The sequence below is a fragment of the Shinella sp. GW835-FHT14H05 genome (assembly GCF_058793575.1).
On the sequence record NZ_JBXAFY010000007.1, the window covers coordinates 218,416 to 236,413 of the forward strand.

The following is a 17,998-nucleotide window of genomic DNA, read 5'->3' on the forward strand; positions in this document are numbered from 1 at the left end:
CCTCACGCCTCGATAGACACATCCCCGATCGGCCGCGAGCAGCAGGCGAGGATGTAGCCTTCCTCGATTTCGTCGTCGAGGATGCCGCCGTTGTGGCGCATGTCGACCTCGCCGGAGACCTTCATGACACGGCAGGTGCCGCACAGGCCGCCCTCGCAAGCGGCACCGATGCGCACGCCGGCTGCGCGGGCGGTTTGCAGGATCGTCTGGCCGGGCGGGCATTTGGCGTCCTTGCCGGCCATGGTGAAGGTGACGTTCGAGATCGCCTCCGCATCCACCTCGCCCGCACCGCCGCGGATGGCGAGTTCTTCAGGCGCGGGTGCGGCCGCCGGCTGGAAGCTCTCCTCGTGGTAGCGTTCCATGTTGAAGCCGCAGACCTTCAGCATATCGCGCACGCCGCGCATGAACGGCTCCGGGCCGCAGCAGAAGACGGTGCGATCACGGAAATCGGGCGCCAGCAGCGAGAGCCGGGCGGCATCGATGCGGCCGCGCAGGCCGTGCCAGCCGTCGCGCGGATTGTGGCCCTCGACGACGAAGCCGAGCGCGAGGTTCGGCATGTGGGCGGCGAGACATTCGAGCTCCGCCTTGAACAGCAGGTCCTCCGGCTTGCGTGCGCAGGTGACGAAGGCGACATCCGATTGCGGCGCGCAATCCGACATCCAGCGCGTCATCGACATCATCGGCGTCACGCCGGAGCCGGCCGAGATGAACAGGTACTTTTCCGCCGGATAGCGCACGAAGGAAAAGTCGCCGAGCGGGCCGAAGGCCTTGAGCTTCACGCCGGGGCGCAGGTTGTCGAACATCCAGCGCGTGCCGATCGAATTCTTCTGCACCTTCACCGTCACGGAGACGGCGAAGGGGCGCGAGGGCGTCGAGGACAGCGTATAAGTGCGCATCACCGGATCGTCCGGCGACACCGGCAGTTCCAGCGTGACGAACTGGCCCGGCAGGTAGCGGAACCAGTTGTCGCGATCCGAGCGGAAGGTGAAGGTCATCACATCCGTCGTCTCCGCCGTGACGGCGATGCATTCCAGGAGGTGCTGGCGATCGTTCCACGGATGGAGTTCGTCGAAATGGTGGAAATGGCTCGCGACCGTCATGTCAGGCCACCCGCGAGAGCGGCTTTTTGGCGCCGTCGAGCCGTTCGATCATGAAGTTGGCATACCATTCGACGAACTGCATGACGCCGCCTTCGTCCTCCGGCGAATAGGGGCCGGGCTGGTAGGCGGGCGAGCGGATGCCGAAGGCGTTTTCCTCGACGATCCGGCGGTCCTGGTCATTGGTCTCGGTCCAGACATGGGTGAGCTCGTCGAGACGATAGTCGATGCCTTCCACCGCATCCTTGTTGACGAGCCACTTGGTGGTGACCTGCGTCAGCTCAGGGCCAAGCGGGATGACACGGAAGGTGATGGCGTGGTCGGCCAGCACATGGTTCCACGTCGTCGGATAGTGGAAGAGCAGCAGCGTGCCGATATGGCTTTCCAGCACGTCGCTCGACAGCGGGCGCTGGACGGCGCGCGCGCCGGACATGGTGTAGCTCTCGGCGTCCTGGATGAGCGGCATGCGCGCGGCGCGGAACTGGCCCGTCGGCGACATGCGGAACTCGCTCGGCAGGCCGGCCGCCTCGCACTTCGCCCAATGCTCGGCGATGACCGGATCGTCCTTGGCGCCCTGCACGCCGGTGGCGCTGGGGGCTTCCGGATAGGTGCGGCAGAGTTCCGGATGATTGGCGGCGCAGTGGTAGCACTCGCGGTTGTTTTCCCAGACGAGCTTCCAGTTGCCCTTTTCGATGATCGTGCTTTCGAAGGCGACCTTGGTTTCGCCGAGGCGATGGCGCGCGAGATAGGGCTCGACCAGATTGCGGAAGGCGGTGAAATCCGGCGCCTGATCGGCCAGGCAGATGAAGATGTAGCCGCCGACCGTCTCGCAGTGGATCGGCTTCAGGCTATGCTGCGTCTTGTCGAAATCCTCCGCCATGTGGCGGGCGAAGAGCAGCGAGCCATCAAGTTCATAGGTCCACTGGTGATAGGGACAGACGAGCTTTGCCGACGTTCCCTTCTGCTGGTTGCAGACGCGCGAGCCGCGGTGGCGACAGGAATTGTGCAGCGCGCGCACCGTGCCCTTGCGGTCGCGCGTGATGACGACGGGATAATCGCCGACCTGGACGGTGAAATAATTGCCGGCCTTGGGGATTTCGCAATCATGGCCGATGAACAGCCAGTCGCGATACCAGATCGTCTCCATGTCGAGCTTGTAATGGTCGGGGTCGATGTAGAAGGCCTGCTCGAGGCTGTAGCCATCGCGCCGGTTCTTGAGCTTGCGGAGCACGTCGCTGCGAATGTCCATGCCGGATCCTCGGATAATCTAAATGGGGGCTGAGGCGCACGGAAGAAGACGGCATCCGGGCAGCGAACCGCACGGAATGCACGCTTCCCAGCCGCCCGCCGCAGCCAGTCACGATCGTTTCTCCAGGCTGGTTTCCGGGCTGAGGAGCGTTCTGCGGGGCATGACCTTGTCGGGTCATTCCTCTTCGAACCGTCGCGGCGCCTTCCCAGACCTCCCGTCCAGTGACGTATGCCGCGTCTTGCTCCAACACCGTTGCGGGGGCAGCGCCGGATTTTAACCGGCTTCCCAATTCTCCAAACTCTTTTCAGGAGCGTGGCACCTTGAGTGAGCTTATCTAACCGCAAGAATCGTCGCGCGACATGTCGAAAAACGACATGCCATCATGATTTGGCGACAGGATTTTCGCGTGGTTAAAAAGCGGGACGCCGAGATTTCTGCATATATGTCAGGGTGATATGCCTAGCTTTGCGGCAAAATGCCCATCCCCTCGGCAGTTTGCAGCCCACGATCATGCTCTTGTCATATTGCGACCCATAGCACTTGCCTGCGAGGAATGGGGAGCGGACCGGAAAGAATTGTTTAACGTCGTTTGCATAAACTTCTCCCCGATCAAGGCGCTAGGATGGGGTGCTCGCCACGTGCAGCAGACGAAGTTCCGATATTACGACGCCGTCGCCTACAAGCGCGCGAACCCGCCCAAATCCGCCGTGCACACGGAATTCCTGCGCACCGGCCGCATCGATCGCAACCTCGACTGGCTGCCGAGCGAGAAGCGTTACCTCACCTACCAGGAGGTCGCAGAACGCACGGGGCGCAAGCTCGAACGGGCGGGCACGGTCACGCATGACCGCATCAACGGTTTCCACCGCTCGATCCAATTTCCCAAACTGATCTTCCACCGCACGCTCGCCCGCACGCCGCATCTCGGCTATTGCCACATCACCGTCGCCAATTCGCGCTTTGCCGAATTCGAGAGCGTGCAATGGGCCTTCTACATGGCGAACTTCTTTGCCGACATCGGTGACGAGGAGCAGTTCTTCGCCGGCATTTCGCAGAAGCCGGGCCGCATGTATTTCGCCGTCGCCATCGTGCCCGGCGACGAGGAAGGCCGCTTGCGGATCGACCGCAAGGTGCGCGGCAACGGCGTGATTTTTCGCACGGACGATCCCGCCCTCGCCATGAAGAACGTGCTGCTGCTCGGCGCCCGCGACGAGGCGCTCCGCAAGATCATCCGCGCCATTTGAAGCTAGAACGCATGTCGTTATCGCAAAACCGCTGCACACTTTTGCGCGACATGCTTTAGGCTCTATACAGCAGCCATTCCTTGCCCGCCGGCACTTCGTCGCCGCGGCCATAGACGATCACGAGATCCCCGCCCGCTCCCTTTGCCTCCGCAAGCGCCCGTTCGCAGGCCGACGAGAGGTCGAGCGCGCTGTCGGCGCGGTCCGACATGCAGACACCGGCCGAAAGCGTCAGGTGGCCGAGGTTGCGGCCGGTGCGCGGATCGCGCAGCGCCATCGTCTGGAAGGCGGCGCGCAGCAGGTCGATCAGCCGCGTCACTTCGCTTTCGTCGGCGGTGTGGAACAGGAAGCCGAAGCGCAGGCCATCGATGCGCACGGCAAGCTCGCCGGCCGGGAAGACCTGACGGATCAGCCCGCCGTAGAAGCTCACGAGGTGCTCCGACAGGGCTTCGATCTGCGCGGGTGAGAAGCGGCGGTCGGCATCGACCTCCGCGACCGCGACGCCGCAGAGCATCGGCAGGTCCGGATTGGAATAGATGCGGGCGAGCGCCTTGTTGAAGGCGCGGCGGTTGCCGAGCTTGGTCGGCGGATCGACGAATTTCATCGCCTCGAACTCCGCCATCTCCTTCTGGATGCTGTCCATGACGGCCGATTGCGCGGCGACCTTTTCCGCCATTTCCGCCGTGTGGGTGACACGCAGCTCGGTCGCCCGTTGCAGGGCTTCGAGCGACGAGCCGAGCGCGCCCTCGCCCGCCGCGCTGCGGATGACCTGCGAGGCCTCGCCGATCAGGCGGCCGTAGTCGGACAGCGACGAGCGCTCCTGGCTGAGCAGCTCCATGAAATTGCCCATCTCGCTGCTGATCGCGCCGGCGGAGCGTTGCAGCACGCTCGCCTCGTGCTGGTGCGGCAGGTATTTGCGCCCGAGCTCGTCCAAAGCAGCTTGCGTCTTGTATTTGCCGAGAGCGATGAAATCGCGCACCAGATCCGGGTTGGCACCGGCATAGGCCTCGTAGACCAGCTCGTAATTGCGCGGCAGGCCATCGATGCCCATCTGCTTCATGGCCGTTGCGACGCGGAGCGCGATATCGGTCGTCGAGGATTTCTTGTGAGCCATCAATGCGGGACCTGTGTGCGGGACTTTTCACACCTTCGTAACAGCCCCCGCTTTCGGTCGCTCTAATCGGGTCGCTCGCATTTTAGGCAAACGGCCGGCCCTTGGCATTTCCCGGCAAAGAACGCTAAAGGAGGCCGGGAGCGACGGAAGGGCGAGATGGCAGATATCGTGGATACGCGGACGGAACCGGAGGCAGCACTTGCCCGGGCGTGCGAGGTGCTCGGCCGCGGCGTGCCCGTCGCCATTCCCACCGAGACGGTCTATGGCCTCGCCGCCGACGCCACCAATCCGCTGGCCATCACCCGCATCTATGAAATGAAGGGCCGGCCGCGCTTCAATCCGCTGATCTGCCACATGGCCGACCTAACCATGGCGGAACGGCATGCGGTCTTCGATCCCCTCTCGCGGCAGATCGCCGAGGCCTTCTGGCCCGGCCCGCTGACGCTCGTGCTGCCGATCCGGTCGGACAGCGCCATCCATCCGCTTGCCCGCGCCGGGCTGGACACGGTCGGCATCCGTGTACCGACGGGTTTTTCAAGCCGGCTGCTCGCCGCCTTCGGCCGGCCGCTGGCGGCCCCGAGCGCCAACACATCCGGCCGCATCAGCCCAACCACCGCCCGCCATGTCGCCGAGGATTTTGGCGCGAAGCTGGAGCTGGTGCTGGATGCGGGGCCTGCCGTCGTGGGGCTGGAATCCACCATCCTCAAGGTCGAGGGCGAGACGATCCGGCTGCTCCGCCCCGGCGGGCTCGATGCCGCCGAAGTCGAACGCGTCACCGGCCGCACTGTGCTGCGCAACGACAAGGCTGGCGCGACGATCGAGGCGCCGGGCATGCTCGCCTCGCATTATGCGCCCGATGCACCCGTGCGACTCGATGCCCGCGAGGTGCGGCCGGGCGAGGTGCTGATCCGCTTCGGCGGCACGCCGCTGCCGGGCGAGGCCGACGCGGCGCTCGTGCTGGATCTGAGCCCGGGCGGCGATCTCGCGGAGGCGGCCGCCAATCTCTTCGGCTATATGAAACAGGCGGATGCGACGGGTGCTGCCGCCATCGCCTTTTCGCCGATCCCCTCGACCGGCCTCGGCGAGGCGATCAACGATCGTTTGCAGCGCGCCGCCGCGCCCCGCGGATAAAGGAAACACGATGGTCCAGGCAAAGCTTTCCCCCGATCTCATCGCTCGCTTCGCCGCCATCACCGGCCCGGCCTATGCGCTCGTCGAGGACCGGGATATCGCGCCTTATCTCATTGAAAGCCGCGGGCTCTACCACGGCACGTCGCCGCTGGTGCTGCGGCCCGGTTCGGTGGCCGAGGTTTCCGCCATCCTGGCGCTCGCGAGCGAGACGCGCACGGCGATTGTGCCGCAGGGCGGCAATACCGGCCATGTCGGGGGTGCTGCGCCGCGCGAAGGTGAAGCCGATGTCGTGCTGTCGCTGTCGCGCCTCAACCGCATCCGCGATGTCGACCCGGTCGGCAATGTCATCGTCGCCGATGGCGGCGCCGTGCTGGCGGAGATCCAGAAGGCGGCCGAGGCGGTCGACCGGCTCTTCCCGCTGTCGCTCGGCTCGGAAGGCTCCTGCCAGATCGGCGGCAACCTTTCCACCAATGCCGGCGGCACCGCGGTGCTCGCCTATGGCAACATGCGCCAGCTCTGCCTCGGGCTGGAAGTCGTGCTGCCGACCGGCGAAATCTGGAACGGGCTGCGCCGCCTCAAGAAGGACAATACGGGTTACGACCTGCGCGATCTCTTCATCGGCGCGGAAGGCACGCTCGGCGTCATCACAGGGGCGGTTCTCAAGCTCTTTCCGAGGCCGCTCGGCCATGAGGTCGCCTTTGCCGGGGTGAAATCCGTCGCGGACGCGCTCACGCTCTTCGAACGCGCCTCCAGCCGCTGCGGCCATGCCCTTACCGGCTTCGAGTTGATGCCGCGTCTCGGCGTCGAGTTCACCACCCGCCATATTCCCGGCGTGCGCGATCCGCTCGCCAGCCCGCACGACTGGTATGTGCTGGTCGACATCTCGACCTCGGATGCCGCGGAAACCGCGACGCGCATGATGGAAGCGCTGCTGGCCGAAGGCATCGAGGCGGGGCTGGTGGAGGATGCGGTGATCGCGTCGAGCGAGGAGCAGCGCCGGGCGCTCTGGCACATGCGCGAAAACATGTCGCCGGCGCAAAAGCCCGAGGGCGGCTCGATCAAGCACGACGTCTCCGTGCCGGTCTCGGCCATTCCGGCCTTCATGGCTGAGGCCGACGCGGCGGTGATGGCGGCCATTCCGGGCGCGCGCATCTGCTCCTTCGGCCATATGGGCGACGGCAACATTCACTACAACATCTCGCAGCCAGTCGGCGCCGACAAGCAGGCGTTCCTCGACCGCTGGAGCGGGATAAACCACCTCGTGCACGGCATCGTGCTCAGCTACAACGGCTCGATTTCCGCCGAACACGGCATCGGCCAATTGAAGCGGGATGAACTGGCCGCAGTGCGCGAGCCGATCGAGATGGACCTGATGCGCCGGGTGAAACGATCTTTCGACCCCGCCGGCATCATGAATCCCGGCAAAGTCGTCAAAGTTTAGGAGCCGCCGGTGCGCAGTTGTGCCAGCGACATCATCAGGTCGGCGCTGATGCCGGCGGAGCCGGTGCCGTTCAGCACGGAGAGCGCCGGGTCGACGGTGGTCTGGTTGTCCAGGTCGTAGAGCACGGCGAACTTGACGATCATCTTGGAGACCTTTTCCGGGTCCTGCAGGTCCTCAAGCTCCAGATAGCGCTCGATCATGCTGGCCTGGGCGTCGATATCGGCGCTGCCGATTTCATCCGGAAGCTGGTAGATCGTCTTGAAGACCTCGAACAGCGCGTCGTCGGCGAGCAGGTCGTAGGGGCTGGAGATGGTTTCCGCCTTGCGCTCGAAATAGAGCGCCAGGCGCACGCCGGCATTGTCGTTGCCGGCCTCCTCTTCCAGCTTCTGGCGCACATAGCTGTCGAGCGTCTCGTAGATGCCGCGACGCGACTGGATCTGCGCGTCGTCCGGACGCTCGACCAGGCCCTCGGCATTGAAGTTGAATGAGGCGACGAGCTTGCGGTAGTCGCGATCCGCCTGCTGGTTGACGAAGCTCTTCGGGTCGTCGAGGTCGGAGGTGAAGATCTTTGCCATGAACTCGGCATCGACGCTTTCCGGATCGATGCCGTTGGCCGTCAGCACGAAGGCGACGAGGCGCGGGTCGGCGAGGAATTCCTTGACCGATTCCACCTTCTGCATCTGCACGGAGTAATATTTCGCCTCTTCCTCGGCGAGCGTGCGGTCGTCCTCCGTTCCGAAACGGGATTTCTCCACCACATAGGCGCGCGACATCACCAGGATCTCGGCCTCGGATTGTGCCAGCTTCGGCACGGTGATGTTGCCGTCCGACCCGAAATTGAACGCCTTGGCGAGCTCGACGTAACGCTCGTCCTTCAGCTGGTACACATAGCTCTTCGGATCGTTGAGGTCGCTTTTCAACACGTTCTTGATCGTCAGCGGCGTCACCTTGGCCGGATCGAGGCCGAAGGCTTTCAACGCGAAGTCGTAGATCGTCGCCTCGCCGACGAAATCCTGCACGGTCTTGACCGCGCCGATCTGGCTCTTGAAGCGGTTGACCGCAAGCTCGTCCGCCTCGTCGTCGACGTCGTTGTAGCGGATCATGTAATTGTTGGCAGTCGTGGTTGTCTGCGCGGCCGTCTGCGGCGTGTCGCCGGGCGCAAGCGTGCCGTCCAGCTGGAAGTTGAAGGCGGCGCGCAGCGCCTTGTACTGCTCCTTGCTGGAACCGCCGAACAGGTTGATGTAGCTCGTCGGATTGTTCGGGTCCGGATCGCTCTCGATGATGTTGCGGATCGTCAGGTTGGTGACGGCCGGCTTGTCGAGCCCGAAGGCGACCTTGAGATAGGAGACCAGGCGCGGGTCGTTGGCGATCTCGTCGGTCGTGGTGATGCTGGCGATCCGGCTTTCGAAATAGTCTCGGTGGATCAGCGCCGCCGCCGTCGTCACGCGCGGATTGGAGAGCGTGTAAAGCTCTTTCGTGCTGGTCTTCTGGCTGTCGGTCTGCACCGTGCCGGCGACCGCCGTGCCATCCGTTTCGAAATTATAGGCCGAGGCGAGCACCTGGTACTTGTCGACATTGGCAAGCACGCCGTTCTGGCTGGCGATCTCCGCCTTCAGCGCGGCGATGCGCGCGGCAGCCTGCGGCCGGGGAACGAGCACCGCATCGAGATCGGCGACGGCGACCTGCTTGTCCGCCAGTTCCGTCTGGTATTCCGCCCGCCGGGTCTGGAAGAGCGTGATCTCCGCCCGCTTGCCATCGATGATTTCCTCCAGCTCCGCAGCCGGCAGGCCGTTCGGATTGGTGGAGAGCGTGGCGATCTCGGCTTCGAGCGCGGTGATGCGCGTCTGCATGGCGGGAATGTCGGTTTGCAGCTTGGTGATGCGCTTCAGGTGGCTCTCGCGCAGTTCCAGCGGCTCCAGCGCGTCGCTCGCCGCCTGGCGGGCCGCCAGGGCATCCGCCGCCCGGCCGCCAAACTGGGTGTTGAAGAAGCTGTTCGGGTCGTCGAGGTCGCTCGTCAGCACGTTGCGGATCGTCTGGCGCGAATAGGTATCCGCATTGATGCCGAAGGCCGTCAGCATGTAGTTGCGCAGGCGGTCGTTGTTCAGCAATTGGTCGACGCTTGTCACGCCGTCGATGACGGCATCGTAATAACGCGTTTCCTCCTTGATCGCCGTGCCGGCATTGGCGGCGGTCGAGGAATAGAGCCCGATGATCTCGTCAAGCTGCACTTCGGTCTGCGCCGTGGCGGCCGTCGAAGCCTCGAAGCTGAAGGCGTTGGCGAAGGTGCGGTAGCGTTCGTCGGTCAACAAGTTGACGAAGCTGTTGGCGTCGGAGAGGTCGCTTTCCAGCACCTTGCGCATGAAGGCCTTGGCGTAGGTCATCTCCTCCAGGCCGTGGGCCTTCATGGCATAGGAATAGAGCCGGTAGTCGTCGAGGAACTCGTCGACCGATGTGACCTTGCCGATCGCCTCCTTGTAATAGGCGGTATCGCGCGCATTGGTCGTTTCGTTCGCGGTGCGGTCCAGCGACGTCAGCATGTCGCGCGTGATGAGGTTGTAACTCGTATAGGTGGACAGCATCGAAAAACTCTCTTTTCCGGGCGCGGGCAGGCCGATCGAAGGCCATTTTCGCGCGCGAGGCTTGTCCCGGCCTGTCGGGGGCGTGGCACAGATTGGCCGGCCCGCGTTCACCTCTCCTAAACCCTGCGCCGTGGAGTTTTGCTAACCATCAGGAACTGCAAAGTTTTCTTAACCGCAATTTTTAAGCGGCTCGGAAGGGGCCGCGCCTATTCTCGCCCTCAGAGGACGAAAAGTCCCGATGAGAAGACCGGACACCGGCTCTCAAGGAAAACAAGGGCGAAAGACATGCTGAATACCGTTTCCAAGCCGGCCTGGGCCGGCACCACGCTCCGGCTCGACCCCAAGCGCTTCCCGCAGCAGGTGACATTCGAGCTGCGCGCCGAGGGAACCAATGCGACGATCACGCTCGACGAACGCGGCGCCGTGCTGCGCAAGGTGCTGCCGTCGAGCGGCCTCCCGCTCTCGATAGCCCTGCCGCCCCGCGCCTTCAAGGGCGTGGCCGCCCGCGCCATCGACCACGGCAACGGCCAGGTCACCGTCACCCTCGAACTGCACCACGACGACCCGGACCTCTGCATCCCGCTGCTCGTGGCACACGATCTCTGCGATATCGCCGCCGACTGGCGCAGTTGGGCCGAGGCCTATCGCATTCCCATGCTGATGGTCGAGGCCGACGGCATCGCCCGGCCGCTCGACGACAACCTGACGGTCGGCAGCCGCCCGGCAAAACCGCGCCGCCGCCATTCCTTCTTCGCCGATCGCCGCCCGCGCTTCCTCGTTCGCCGCACGACCGGCAAGCTCGGCGTGCAGATGAAGATCAACGGCCGGGAGATCACCGCCCGCAGTTGAGCCTGCAATGAAAACATGACCTCCAAGAAGCCGGCCGTCCCCTGCGGCCGGCTTTTTCGTGTGCCTCTTCTCCTGTTCCCTCAGGAACACTTTTCACGCCGCCATCGTGGGAAACAGCTTCCAACAGACCGGCACAGCCCGGCACCGCGAAGCAAGGGACAGATCGCCATGGCAAAGTTCATCACCACCCTCCTCGGCCGTATCCGCACCGTCGAGAGCGCCACCACGGAACGCGCCCGCCCGCCGCGCCGCGGCTTCGAGATCGCCCCGCACCCCTCCATCCTCCGCCGCCTGGAAGACCGCCCGCAGACGGGCGCCCGGGCGCCGCGGCACCGTTAAAGGTCAGGCGAACGGGATCGCGATCGTCAGGGACAGGAAGAGGCAGAGGCCGACCACGCCGTTGAACTTGAAGAGTGCGAGGCACTGTTCGGGGTCGTCGATGTCGAGGGTGGCGATCTGCCAGGCGAGCATGAGGGCGGCGATGGCGAGGCCGAGCCAGGCGACGAGGCCGATGCCGGCGAGCCAGAAGGACAGCGCGACCAGCACCACGGTCAGGCCGTAGAGGCCGATCAGCCATTGCGCCGTGCGCTCGCCGAACAGGCGGGCGGTGGAGCGCACGCCGATCAGCGCATCGTCTTCCTTGTCCTGGTGGGCGTAGATCGTGTCGTAGCCGATCGTCCAGGCGATGGCGGCGATGTAGAGCGCGACGGAGGCGCTCGACACTTCCGCGAATTCCGCCGCCCAGCCCATCAGCGCGCCCCAGGAGAAGGCCATGCCGAGGAAGAATTGCGGCCAGTCCGTAAAGCGCTTGGCGAAGGGATAGATCGCGACGATGGCAAGCGAGGCGACGCCGAGCAGGATCGTAAACAGATTGAACTGCAGGAGCACGACGAGACCGACGAGCGCCTGCAAGCCCATGAAGATCTTCGCCTGCCGGCGCGTGACGCGGCCCGACGGCAGCGGGCGCGAGCGGGTGCGGGCGACGGCCTGGTCGATCTCGTGGTCGACGAGGTCGTTATAGGTGCAGCCGGCGCCGCGCATGGCGACGGCACCGACGAAGAACAGGAAGAGCTGCGTGAGGAAGCGCACCGTGTCGAAGGTGCCGATCGCGGCCGAGACATTGGCGGCCAAAGCCGTCGACCAGAGGCAGGGCAGAAGCAGGAGCTGCCAGCCGATGGGCCGGTCCCAGCGCGCGAGCTGCGCATAGGGCCAGGCGCTGCGCGGCAGCACGCGGTAGACCCAGTTTCTGGACGGCGCATCGGCGACGCGGCCGGAATCGGACGGAGAGCTGATCATGTCCCTCAATCGCAAGCGGCACCGCGCGGGTCAAGCCGGCGCGGTGCCGCAGCGCTCAAGGCACTGTAAAATCGAAGCGGTAGGTGGCGGACAGGCCGATCAGCAGCTGGTCGCGGTCGCCGCGCTCTTTGACGAGGCTGGACTTGGCAGCATCGCCGACGAGGCGCTTGTATTCGGCGAAGGCGCTCGTCTCGATCTTTTCGTTGACCTGCCAGGTGATCGCGGCACCCGCGCCGACGGAATGGATGCCGCCGTCCGGATCGTAGGCGGCGAGGCCGGATTTGGCGACCTGGTTGCGGTTCACGCCATAATAGGTGTCCATGTAGTCGTTCGAGGCGAGCGTCACGCGCGGGCCTGCGGAAATGCGCACGTCCGGCCGCACGTCGACGAAGGCGTCCGCCGCGACATCGGCGACGATGCCGTCATGGCTGCGGATGCCGTGGCGCACTTCGCCGCGCACGCGCAGCCAATCGGTCGGATAGGCTTCGGCGAAGCCGCCGAGTTCGCCGCCGAACTTCACCGGCGTCAGGCCGCGCAGGTCCTTCGAATCGTCGTCGTCGCGCGGCATGATGAGCTTGCCTGTGGCGCCGGCACGAAAACCGCCATTGTCGATCAGCGCGAAGGACGGGTTGTCGTTGCGCGAGGAGAAACGCACCGTGCTGCCGGCCTTGCCCAGCGAGATCATCGGAGTGACCTGGAACAGGTATTTTTTCGCGCCCTCGTAGCGTGGCGCGGCAAAGCCGGCAGCGCCGACCTTCAAATACCAATCCCCGGACCAGAAATAACCGCCGTCGCCGGCAAGGGCGGAAACGGGCGCAAAAAGGAGAGCGGCCGCAGTCATTGCGGTCGAAACACGGATACTCAAAACACAATCCTCGCTTCACCGACAGGCCCGCCGCGGGCTGCCGAAACCTTTGATTGCGTCAACATTAGCCCCCTTTCATTACCGTTTCGCTAACCATCCGCCGGGTCGGCCCATAGGAACGATTCGCCCAAGTCTGCGTTTTCCGCGTGACGAAACAAGGAGTTTCCCGATGACCGTCAGCACGATGGAACTGAAGCTGCAGGCAATCCGCTCCGACGAGGGGCTTTCGCGCAAGGAGAAGATCGCCCAGCTGGAAAAGCTACGCACCGAGGCCCGCGCCCTGCAACGCGCCGCCAGCGAAAGCGCGATGGTGGAGGATGACGGCTGGTACGAGGACGTGCACCTGATCGACACCGAGCTCGAAAATCTCGGCCGTGGCACGCCGGAAAAGGGCGCGGCGACGCTCTGACGCCGCGCAACCCTTGACCTTTCAGCCCCATCCCCTTAACCCGCCAACAACCAAGGACGGATCGAGGGTATGGGCATGAAGGTTCTGTTGATCGGATCGGGCGGACGCGAGCACGCGCTGGCCTGGAAGCTGGCGCAATCCCCCCTCCTCACCACGCTCTATGCCGCCCCCGGCAATCCCGGCATCGCCGAATGCGCAACGCTGGTTCCCCTCGACATCGACGACCACGCCGCCGTCTCAGCCTTCTGCAAGGAAAACGGCGTGACCTTCGTCGTGGTCGGGCCGGAAGCACCACTCGTTGCGGGCATCGCCGATGCGCTTCGCGCAGACGGCATCGACGTGTTCGGTCCCTCGGCGGCCGCGGCCCAGCTTGAAGGCTCCAAGGGCTTCACCAAGGACCTCTGCGCCAAATACGACATTCCCACCGGCGCCTATCAGCGCTTCACCGATGCCGCTTCCGCCAAGGCCTATGTCGAGGCTGAGGGCGCGCCGATCGTCATCAAGGCCGATGGGCTTGCCGCCGGCAAGGGCGTGACGGTCGCCATGACGCTCGACGAGGCACTCGCCGCCGTTGCCGACTGCTTTGATGGCGCCTTTGGCGCGGCGGGTGCGGAAGTCGTGGTCGAGGCCTTCCTCGATGGCGAGGAGGCGAGCTTCTTCTGCCTCTGCGACGGCGTGAACGCGCTGCCGCTCGCCTCCGCCCAGGACCACAAGCGCGTCGGCGATGGCGACACCGGCCCGAACACCGGCGGCATGGGCGCCTATTCGCCGGCCCCCGTCATGACGCCCGAGATGGTCGCGCGCACGATGCAGGAGATCATCGAGCCGACGATCCGCGGCATGGCGGCGGATGGCCATGCGTTCCAGGGCGTGCTCTTCGCCGGACTGATGATCACCGCCAAAGGCCCCGAGCTCATCGAATACAATGTGCGTTTCGGCGATCCGGAATGCCAGGTGCTGATGATGCGGCTCGAAAGCGACCTTCTGCCCATCCTGCATGCCGCCGCGACCGGCCGGCTTGACACGGTTTCCGCCGCCTGGCGCGACGCCCCGGCGCTCACCGTCGTCATGGCCTCAAAGGGGTATCCTGGCGCTTACGAAAAGAACACGCCGATCCTCTCGCTGCCGGCCGATGACGCGGCCACGAAAGTGTTTCATGCCGGCACAGGCCTGAAGGACGGCCAGCTTGTCGCGACCGGCGGGCGCGTGCTCAATGTCACGGCCGTCGCGCCGACCGTCGCCGAGGCGCAAAAGGCGGCTTACCAGGCGCTCGACCGAGTGGAATGGCAAAACGGCTTCTGCCGCCGCGACATAGGCTGGCGCGCCGTCGAGCGTGAAAACGGCTGAATCCCGCCCATAAAAAACGCGTGGTCGTTCAAAGTTTACCATTTCCCCTGACGGGACCGTAACCGGCGGGCGCTATTCTCCCCTCAACCCTGAGGGAGAACCGTTTCATGCGTACCCTGCTGCCGACCCTTGCCCTGATGCTTCTCGCCGCCCCGGCCTTTGCGGGTTCGATCGAACCGCTCGCCAGCGCCACCGCCGACGGCACCAGCGTCGCGACGATCCGCTGCGAGGATTGCCCGGCGCTGAAGCCGAAGGCCAAATCCGCCACCTACCATGTCGACGCCATCGAGCCCGGCACGCAGAAGGTGGAGATCCGCGAGCAGAACGGCGAACGCAAGATGTTCCGCACGGAAGCCTGGATGGGCGGCTCGCCCGTGCTCTTCGTGAGTAAGGCCCCGGCCGAGACGGTGCAGGCTGCCGACGCCGAAACACCGCTGGACGAGAAGGCGACAGCGACGGAAACCGTCGATGCCGGCGCCAAGACCGGCGCGCTCGACGGTACCGCCGCCCGCGACGCGGCGACGGCCTCGATGGCGACTTCACGGGAGTTTGATCCGGCAGGGTTTGAACTTCGGCTCAACTGACCGCATACTGCAGACCCCTGCCTCTCAGTCCCTCCAGGCTGACAGGAATCCGCGAAAGCGGACGTTTTGCGCCCCTGACCTCAAGCGGGGGCGCAATCGTGTCGGCCGGCCTCTCCCAAATCGCTGACGAGCTGGTCGACCTCACGGTCGGAATAGACGGCGATGCCGTTTCGGCGCAAAAGCGCTGCCGTCACCCCCTGCCCCGCATGCCTAATACCTGAAAAGCTGCCGTCATAGACGAAGCCGGAGCCGCAGGACGGGCTGCCGTCGATCAGCAGCGCATGCCGGCAATCGTTCTCCCGCGCCACATCGAGCGCGATGCGCGCGCCGTCAATATAGGCCGCCGAAACATCCCCGCCCGAAACCTCGAGCACGCGCGCCCGCCCGTCGAGCACGTCGTCGCCGTCGCGTCCCGCTTCGATCTCCGCCGGCGGACGCGGCACCTGGAAACCGCTGGCAAGCTCCGGACAGAGCGTCACCAGCCGCCCCTCCGACCGCCAGCGATCGACGGCGTCATGCAGGAGCGGTTTCGCCGAGCCGTTGTAACGGACCGGCAGGCCGGCAAGGCAGGCGCTAATGAGGATTTTGCCCGGCATCAGCGCCCTTCCCTTATCCCGTTATCTTGGAGAAATCCGCCACCGTACCCGTTGCCGCGCGAATGGCGGCGAGGAGTGCCAGACGGTTGGCGCGGATGGCCGGGTCCTCGTCGTTGACGAGCACGTCGGTGAAGAACTGGTCGACCGGCGCGCGCAGCGCCGAGAGCGCTTCCATGGCGGAGCGGAAATCTTCGCGGGCGACGGCGGCGGCCGCCTCCTTCGAGGCGGTTTCCACGGCGGCATAGAGCGCCTTTTCGGCATCGAGCTTCAGCAGGTCGGCCGAGACGGCGCCTTCGACGACGGTGCCCTTCTTCTCTTCCGCAGCGAGCAGTTGCGTGGCGCGCTTGGTGCCGGCAAGCAGGTTCTGGCCGTCTTCCGAGGTGATGAACGCCGTCAGCGCCTCGACACGGCGGGCAACCATCAGCAGGTCGTCGGCCTCCGGCGTCAGCACGGCGTCGATCAGGTCGTGGCGCGCGCCGAGATCGCGGAGGTAGACCTTCAGGCGATCGTGGAAGAAGGCGATGAGGTCCGCATCCTTCGCAACCGAGGCGAGCGGCAGGCGGATGTTCTTTTCGAGCAGCATGCGGATGACGCCAAGTGCGGCGCGGCGCAGCGCATAGGGGTCCTTCGAGCCGGTCGGCTTTTCGTCGATCGCCCAGAAGCCCGTCAGCGTATCCAGCTTGTCGGCAAGCGCCACGGTCACGCCGATCTTGTCGCCCGGCAGGCGGTCGGAGGGGCCGTTCGGCTTCCAGTGATCCTCGATCGCCTCGGCGACCGCAGCGTCTTCGCCCTGGAGGACTGCATATTTGCGGCCCATGATGCCCTGGAGCTCGGGGAATTCGCCGACGGCTTCGGTGCGCAGGTCGGCTTTCGCAAGCACCACGGCACGGTCGACGAGCGCGGCATCGGCACCGGTCACCTTGGCGAGTTCGGCGGCGAGCTTGCGGATACGTTCGACACGCGCACCCTGCGTGCCGAGCTTGGCATGGAAGGTGACGTTCAGCGCGTCGAGCTTGGCCATGCGCTGGTCGAGCGGCTTTGCGAGGTCGAGGCCGAACTTTTCGGCCGATGCCTTCAGCGTGTCGAGGTCGGGCAGGTCGCGCTGGTCGCGCTGCCAAAAATGCTTGGCGTCCGAAAGGCGGGCGCGCACGACCTTGCCGTTGCCGTGCACGATCTCCTTGCCGCCATCCTTCGCCTCGATGTTGGAGACGAGGATAAAGTGGTTGGAGAGCGTGTCGGCGCCCGGCTTGCGGGTGACGAAACATTTCTGGTTGGTCTTGATGGTCAGGCGGATGATTTCCGACGGGATCGCCAGGAATTCCTCCTCGAACGTGCCCATCAACACCTGCGGCCATTCAACGAGGCCGGAGACTTCTTCCAAGAGACCCTCGTCCTCGACCAGTTCAAGGCCGTTGGCAAAGGCGATGTTGTTGGCGTCCGTCGCGATGATCTGCTTGCGGCGCTCGGCATCGAGCACGACCTTGGCCTTTTCGAGATTGGCGGAATAATCCTCGAAGCGGCGCACCGTGATCGCGTCCGGCGCATGGAAGCGGTGGCCGTAGGTGACGTTGCCGGCCACCAGCCCATCGACCTCGAAGGGCACGACGCGTGTCTCCTCCGTCTCCGAGCCGAAGGTGCAGACGATCGATTGCAGCGGACGCACCCAGCGCAGCGCGCCGGGTTTGGCCGAGGCGGCACCGGAGCGCATCGACTTCGGCCAGGGGAAATTGCGGATTATGCCCGGCATCACCTCGGCGATGATCTCATCGGCCGGGCGGCCCGGCTTGACCGTATGCGCGACGTAGAAATCGCCCTTCTTGGGATCGCTGTGCACATGGGCCTCAGCGACCGAGGCAAGGCCCGCCTTGCGCAGAAAGCCCTGGATCGCCTGCTCGGGCGCCGAGGTCGCCGGTCCCTTGATATCCTCGCGCACATCGCTGGAGCGGGCATTGAGGCCGCGAATATCCAGCGTCAGGCGCCGCGGCGTCCAGTACTCGCGCGCACCCTCATAGGTCAGGCCCGCCTCCACCAGCGCATCCGTGACGAGTTTCTTCAGATCACCCGCCGCCTTACGCTGCATGCGGGCGGGGATTTCCTCGGAGCGGAGTTCAAGCAGAAGATCGGGCATAAGGGTCACTGACTGGTGGAGTTTTCGACTGGCGGGGACTTAGCAAGCCCCAGCGCAATTGTCATCCGTCCA

Annotated in this window: 16 protein-coding genes and 1 riboswitch; of the genes, 8 read left to right on the plus strand and 8 right to left on the minus strand. The window is 65.0% G+C overall.

The features are described from left to right. Positions 1-2: 2 nt before the first annotated feature. Entirely contained in the window at positions 3-1,100 is a 1,098-nt protein-coding gene (locus tag AC1Q6Z_RS21570) for an FAD-binding oxidoreductase (RefSeq protein WP_492649223.1), read from the minus strand. 1 nt (position 1,101) lies between these two features. Then, positions 1,102-2,346 carry an aromatic ring-hydroxylating oxygenase subunit alpha gene (locus AC1Q6Z_RS21575; protein WP_492649224.1) on the minus strand — a complete coding sequence of 415 codons (1,245 nt, stop codon included), beginning with the start codon at positions 2,344-2,346 and terminating at the stop codon, positions 1,102-1,104. Positions 2,347-2,454: 108 nt separating this feature from the next. Further along, a riboswitch (cobalamin riboswitch) is annotated at positions 2,455-2,684 on the minus strand. A gap of 300 nt (positions 2,685-2,984) precedes the next feature. Between AC1Q6Z_RS21575 and AC1Q6Z_RS21580 the strand changes: the two genes are divergently transcribed. Continuing rightward, positions 2,985-3,590, plus strand: coding sequence for a DUF6656 family protein (locus AC1Q6Z_RS21580; RefSeq protein WP_492649225.1), 606 nt, complete (start codon positions 2,985-2,987; stop codon positions 3,588-3,590). Between the two features lie 55 nt (positions 3,591-3,645). Here AC1Q6Z_RS21580 and AC1Q6Z_RS21585 read toward each other — a convergent pair whose 3' ends face one another. Then, positions 3,646-4,701, minus strand: coding sequence for a GGDEF domain-containing protein (locus tag AC1Q6Z_RS21585; RefSeq protein WP_492649226.1), 1,056 nt, complete (start codon positions 4,699-4,701; stop codon positions 3,646-3,648). A gap of 156 nt (positions 4,702-4,857) precedes the next feature. On the opposite strand from AC1Q6Z_RS21585, the gene AC1Q6Z_RS21590 reads away from it, so the two are divergent. Next, a complete protein-coding gene (locus tag AC1Q6Z_RS21590; RefSeq protein ID WP_492649227.1) occupies positions 4,858-5,832 on the plus strand; it encodes an L-threonylcarbamoyladenylate synthase in 975 nt (324 codons plus the stop codon). Positions 5,833-5,842: 10 nt separating this feature from the next. Next, positions 5,843-7,273: an FAD-binding oxidoreductase gene (locus tag AC1Q6Z_RS21595; RefSeq protein ID WP_492649228.1), complete on the plus strand. Its 1,431-nt coding sequence runs from the start codon at positions 5,843-5,845 to the stop codon at positions 7,271-7,273. On the opposite strand, the gene AC1Q6Z_RS21600 is transcribed toward AC1Q6Z_RS21595, so the two are convergent. After that, positions 7,270-9,852 carry a DUF1217 domain-containing protein gene (locus tag AC1Q6Z_RS21600; RefSeq protein WP_492649229.1) on the minus strand — a complete coding sequence of 861 codons (2,583 nt, stop codon included), beginning with the start codon at positions 9,850-9,852 and terminating at the stop codon, positions 7,270-7,272. The two genes, AC1Q6Z_RS21595 and AC1Q6Z_RS21600, sit on opposite strands and share 4 nt — an antisense overlap. 285 nt (positions 9,853-10,137) lie before the next feature. Between AC1Q6Z_RS21600 and AC1Q6Z_RS21605 the strand changes: the two genes are divergently transcribed. Both AC1Q6Z_RS21605 and AC1Q6Z_RS21610 read left to right on the plus strand, forming a co-directional pair. Then, positions 10,138-10,701: a DUF6101 family protein gene (locus AC1Q6Z_RS21605; protein ID WP_256118560.1), complete on the plus strand. Its 564-nt coding sequence runs from the start codon at positions 10,138-10,140 to the stop codon at positions 10,699-10,701. A 168-nt stretch (positions 10,702-10,869) separates the two neighbouring features. Next, positions 10,870-11,040: a hypothetical protein gene (locus AC1Q6Z_RS21610; RefSeq protein WP_435267443.1), complete on the plus strand. Its 171-nt coding sequence runs from the start codon at positions 10,870-10,872 to the stop codon at positions 11,038-11,040. Positions 11,041-11,043: 3 nt separating this feature from the next. Here AC1Q6Z_RS21610 and ubiA read toward each other — a convergent pair whose 3' ends face one another. Further along, positions 11,044-11,997, minus strand: a complete 954-nt coding sequence (gene ubiA, locus AC1Q6Z_RS21615) for a 4-hydroxybenzoate octaprenyltransferase (RefSeq protein ID WP_492649230.1) — start codon at positions 11,995-11,997, stop codon at positions 11,044-11,046. Positions 11,998-12,052: 55 nt separating this feature from the next. Beyond that, the gene (locus AC1Q6Z_RS21620; RefSeq protein ID WP_439629915.1) at positions 12,053-12,838 is read right to left on the minus strand and encodes a MipA/OmpV family protein; all 786 of its coding nucleotides are present in this window, start codon (positions 12,836-12,838) and stop codon (positions 12,053-12,055) included. Positions 12,839-13,031: 193 nt separating this feature from the next. Between AC1Q6Z_RS21620 and AC1Q6Z_RS21625 the strand changes: the two genes are divergently transcribed. The 3 genes from AC1Q6Z_RS21625 to AC1Q6Z_RS21635 all read left to right on the plus strand — a co-directional run bounded on the left by AC1Q6Z_RS21625 (position 13,032) and on the right by AC1Q6Z_RS21635 (position 15,202). Then, a complete protein-coding gene (locus tag AC1Q6Z_RS21625) occupies positions 13,032-13,271 on the plus strand; it encodes a hypothetical protein (RefSeq protein WP_256118557.1) in 240 nt (79 codons plus the stop codon). 75 nt (positions 13,272-13,346) lie between these two features. Further along, the gene (purD, locus tag AC1Q6Z_RS21630; protein WP_492649231.1) at positions 13,347-14,618 is read left to right on the plus strand and encodes a phosphoribosylamine--glycine ligase; all 1,272 of its coding nucleotides are present in this window, start codon (positions 13,347-13,349) and stop codon (positions 14,616-14,618) included. A gap of 107 nt (positions 14,619-14,725) precedes the next feature. Beyond that, complete coding sequence (locus AC1Q6Z_RS21635; RefSeq protein WP_492649232.1) at positions 14,726-15,202, plus strand: plant virulence effector HPE1-like domain-containing protein; 477 nt, start codon at positions 14,726-14,728, stop codon at positions 15,200-15,202. Positions 15,203-15,282: 80 nt separating this feature from the next. Here the strand turns inward: AC1Q6Z_RS21635 and AC1Q6Z_RS21640 are convergent, their stop codons facing one another. Next, on the minus strand, positions 15,283-15,798 hold the full coding sequence (locus tag AC1Q6Z_RS21640) for a 2-thiouracil desulfurase family protein (RefSeq protein WP_492649233.1): 516 nt from the start codon (positions 15,796-15,798) through the stop codon (positions 15,283-15,285). Between the two features lie 13 nt (positions 15,799-15,811). Then, positions 15,812-17,926, minus strand: coding sequence for a glycine--tRNA ligase subunit beta (glyS, locus tag AC1Q6Z_RS21645; protein ID WP_439629829.1), 2,115 nt, complete (start codon positions 17,924-17,926; stop codon positions 15,812-15,814). Positions 17,927-17,998: the final 72 nt, after the last annotated feature.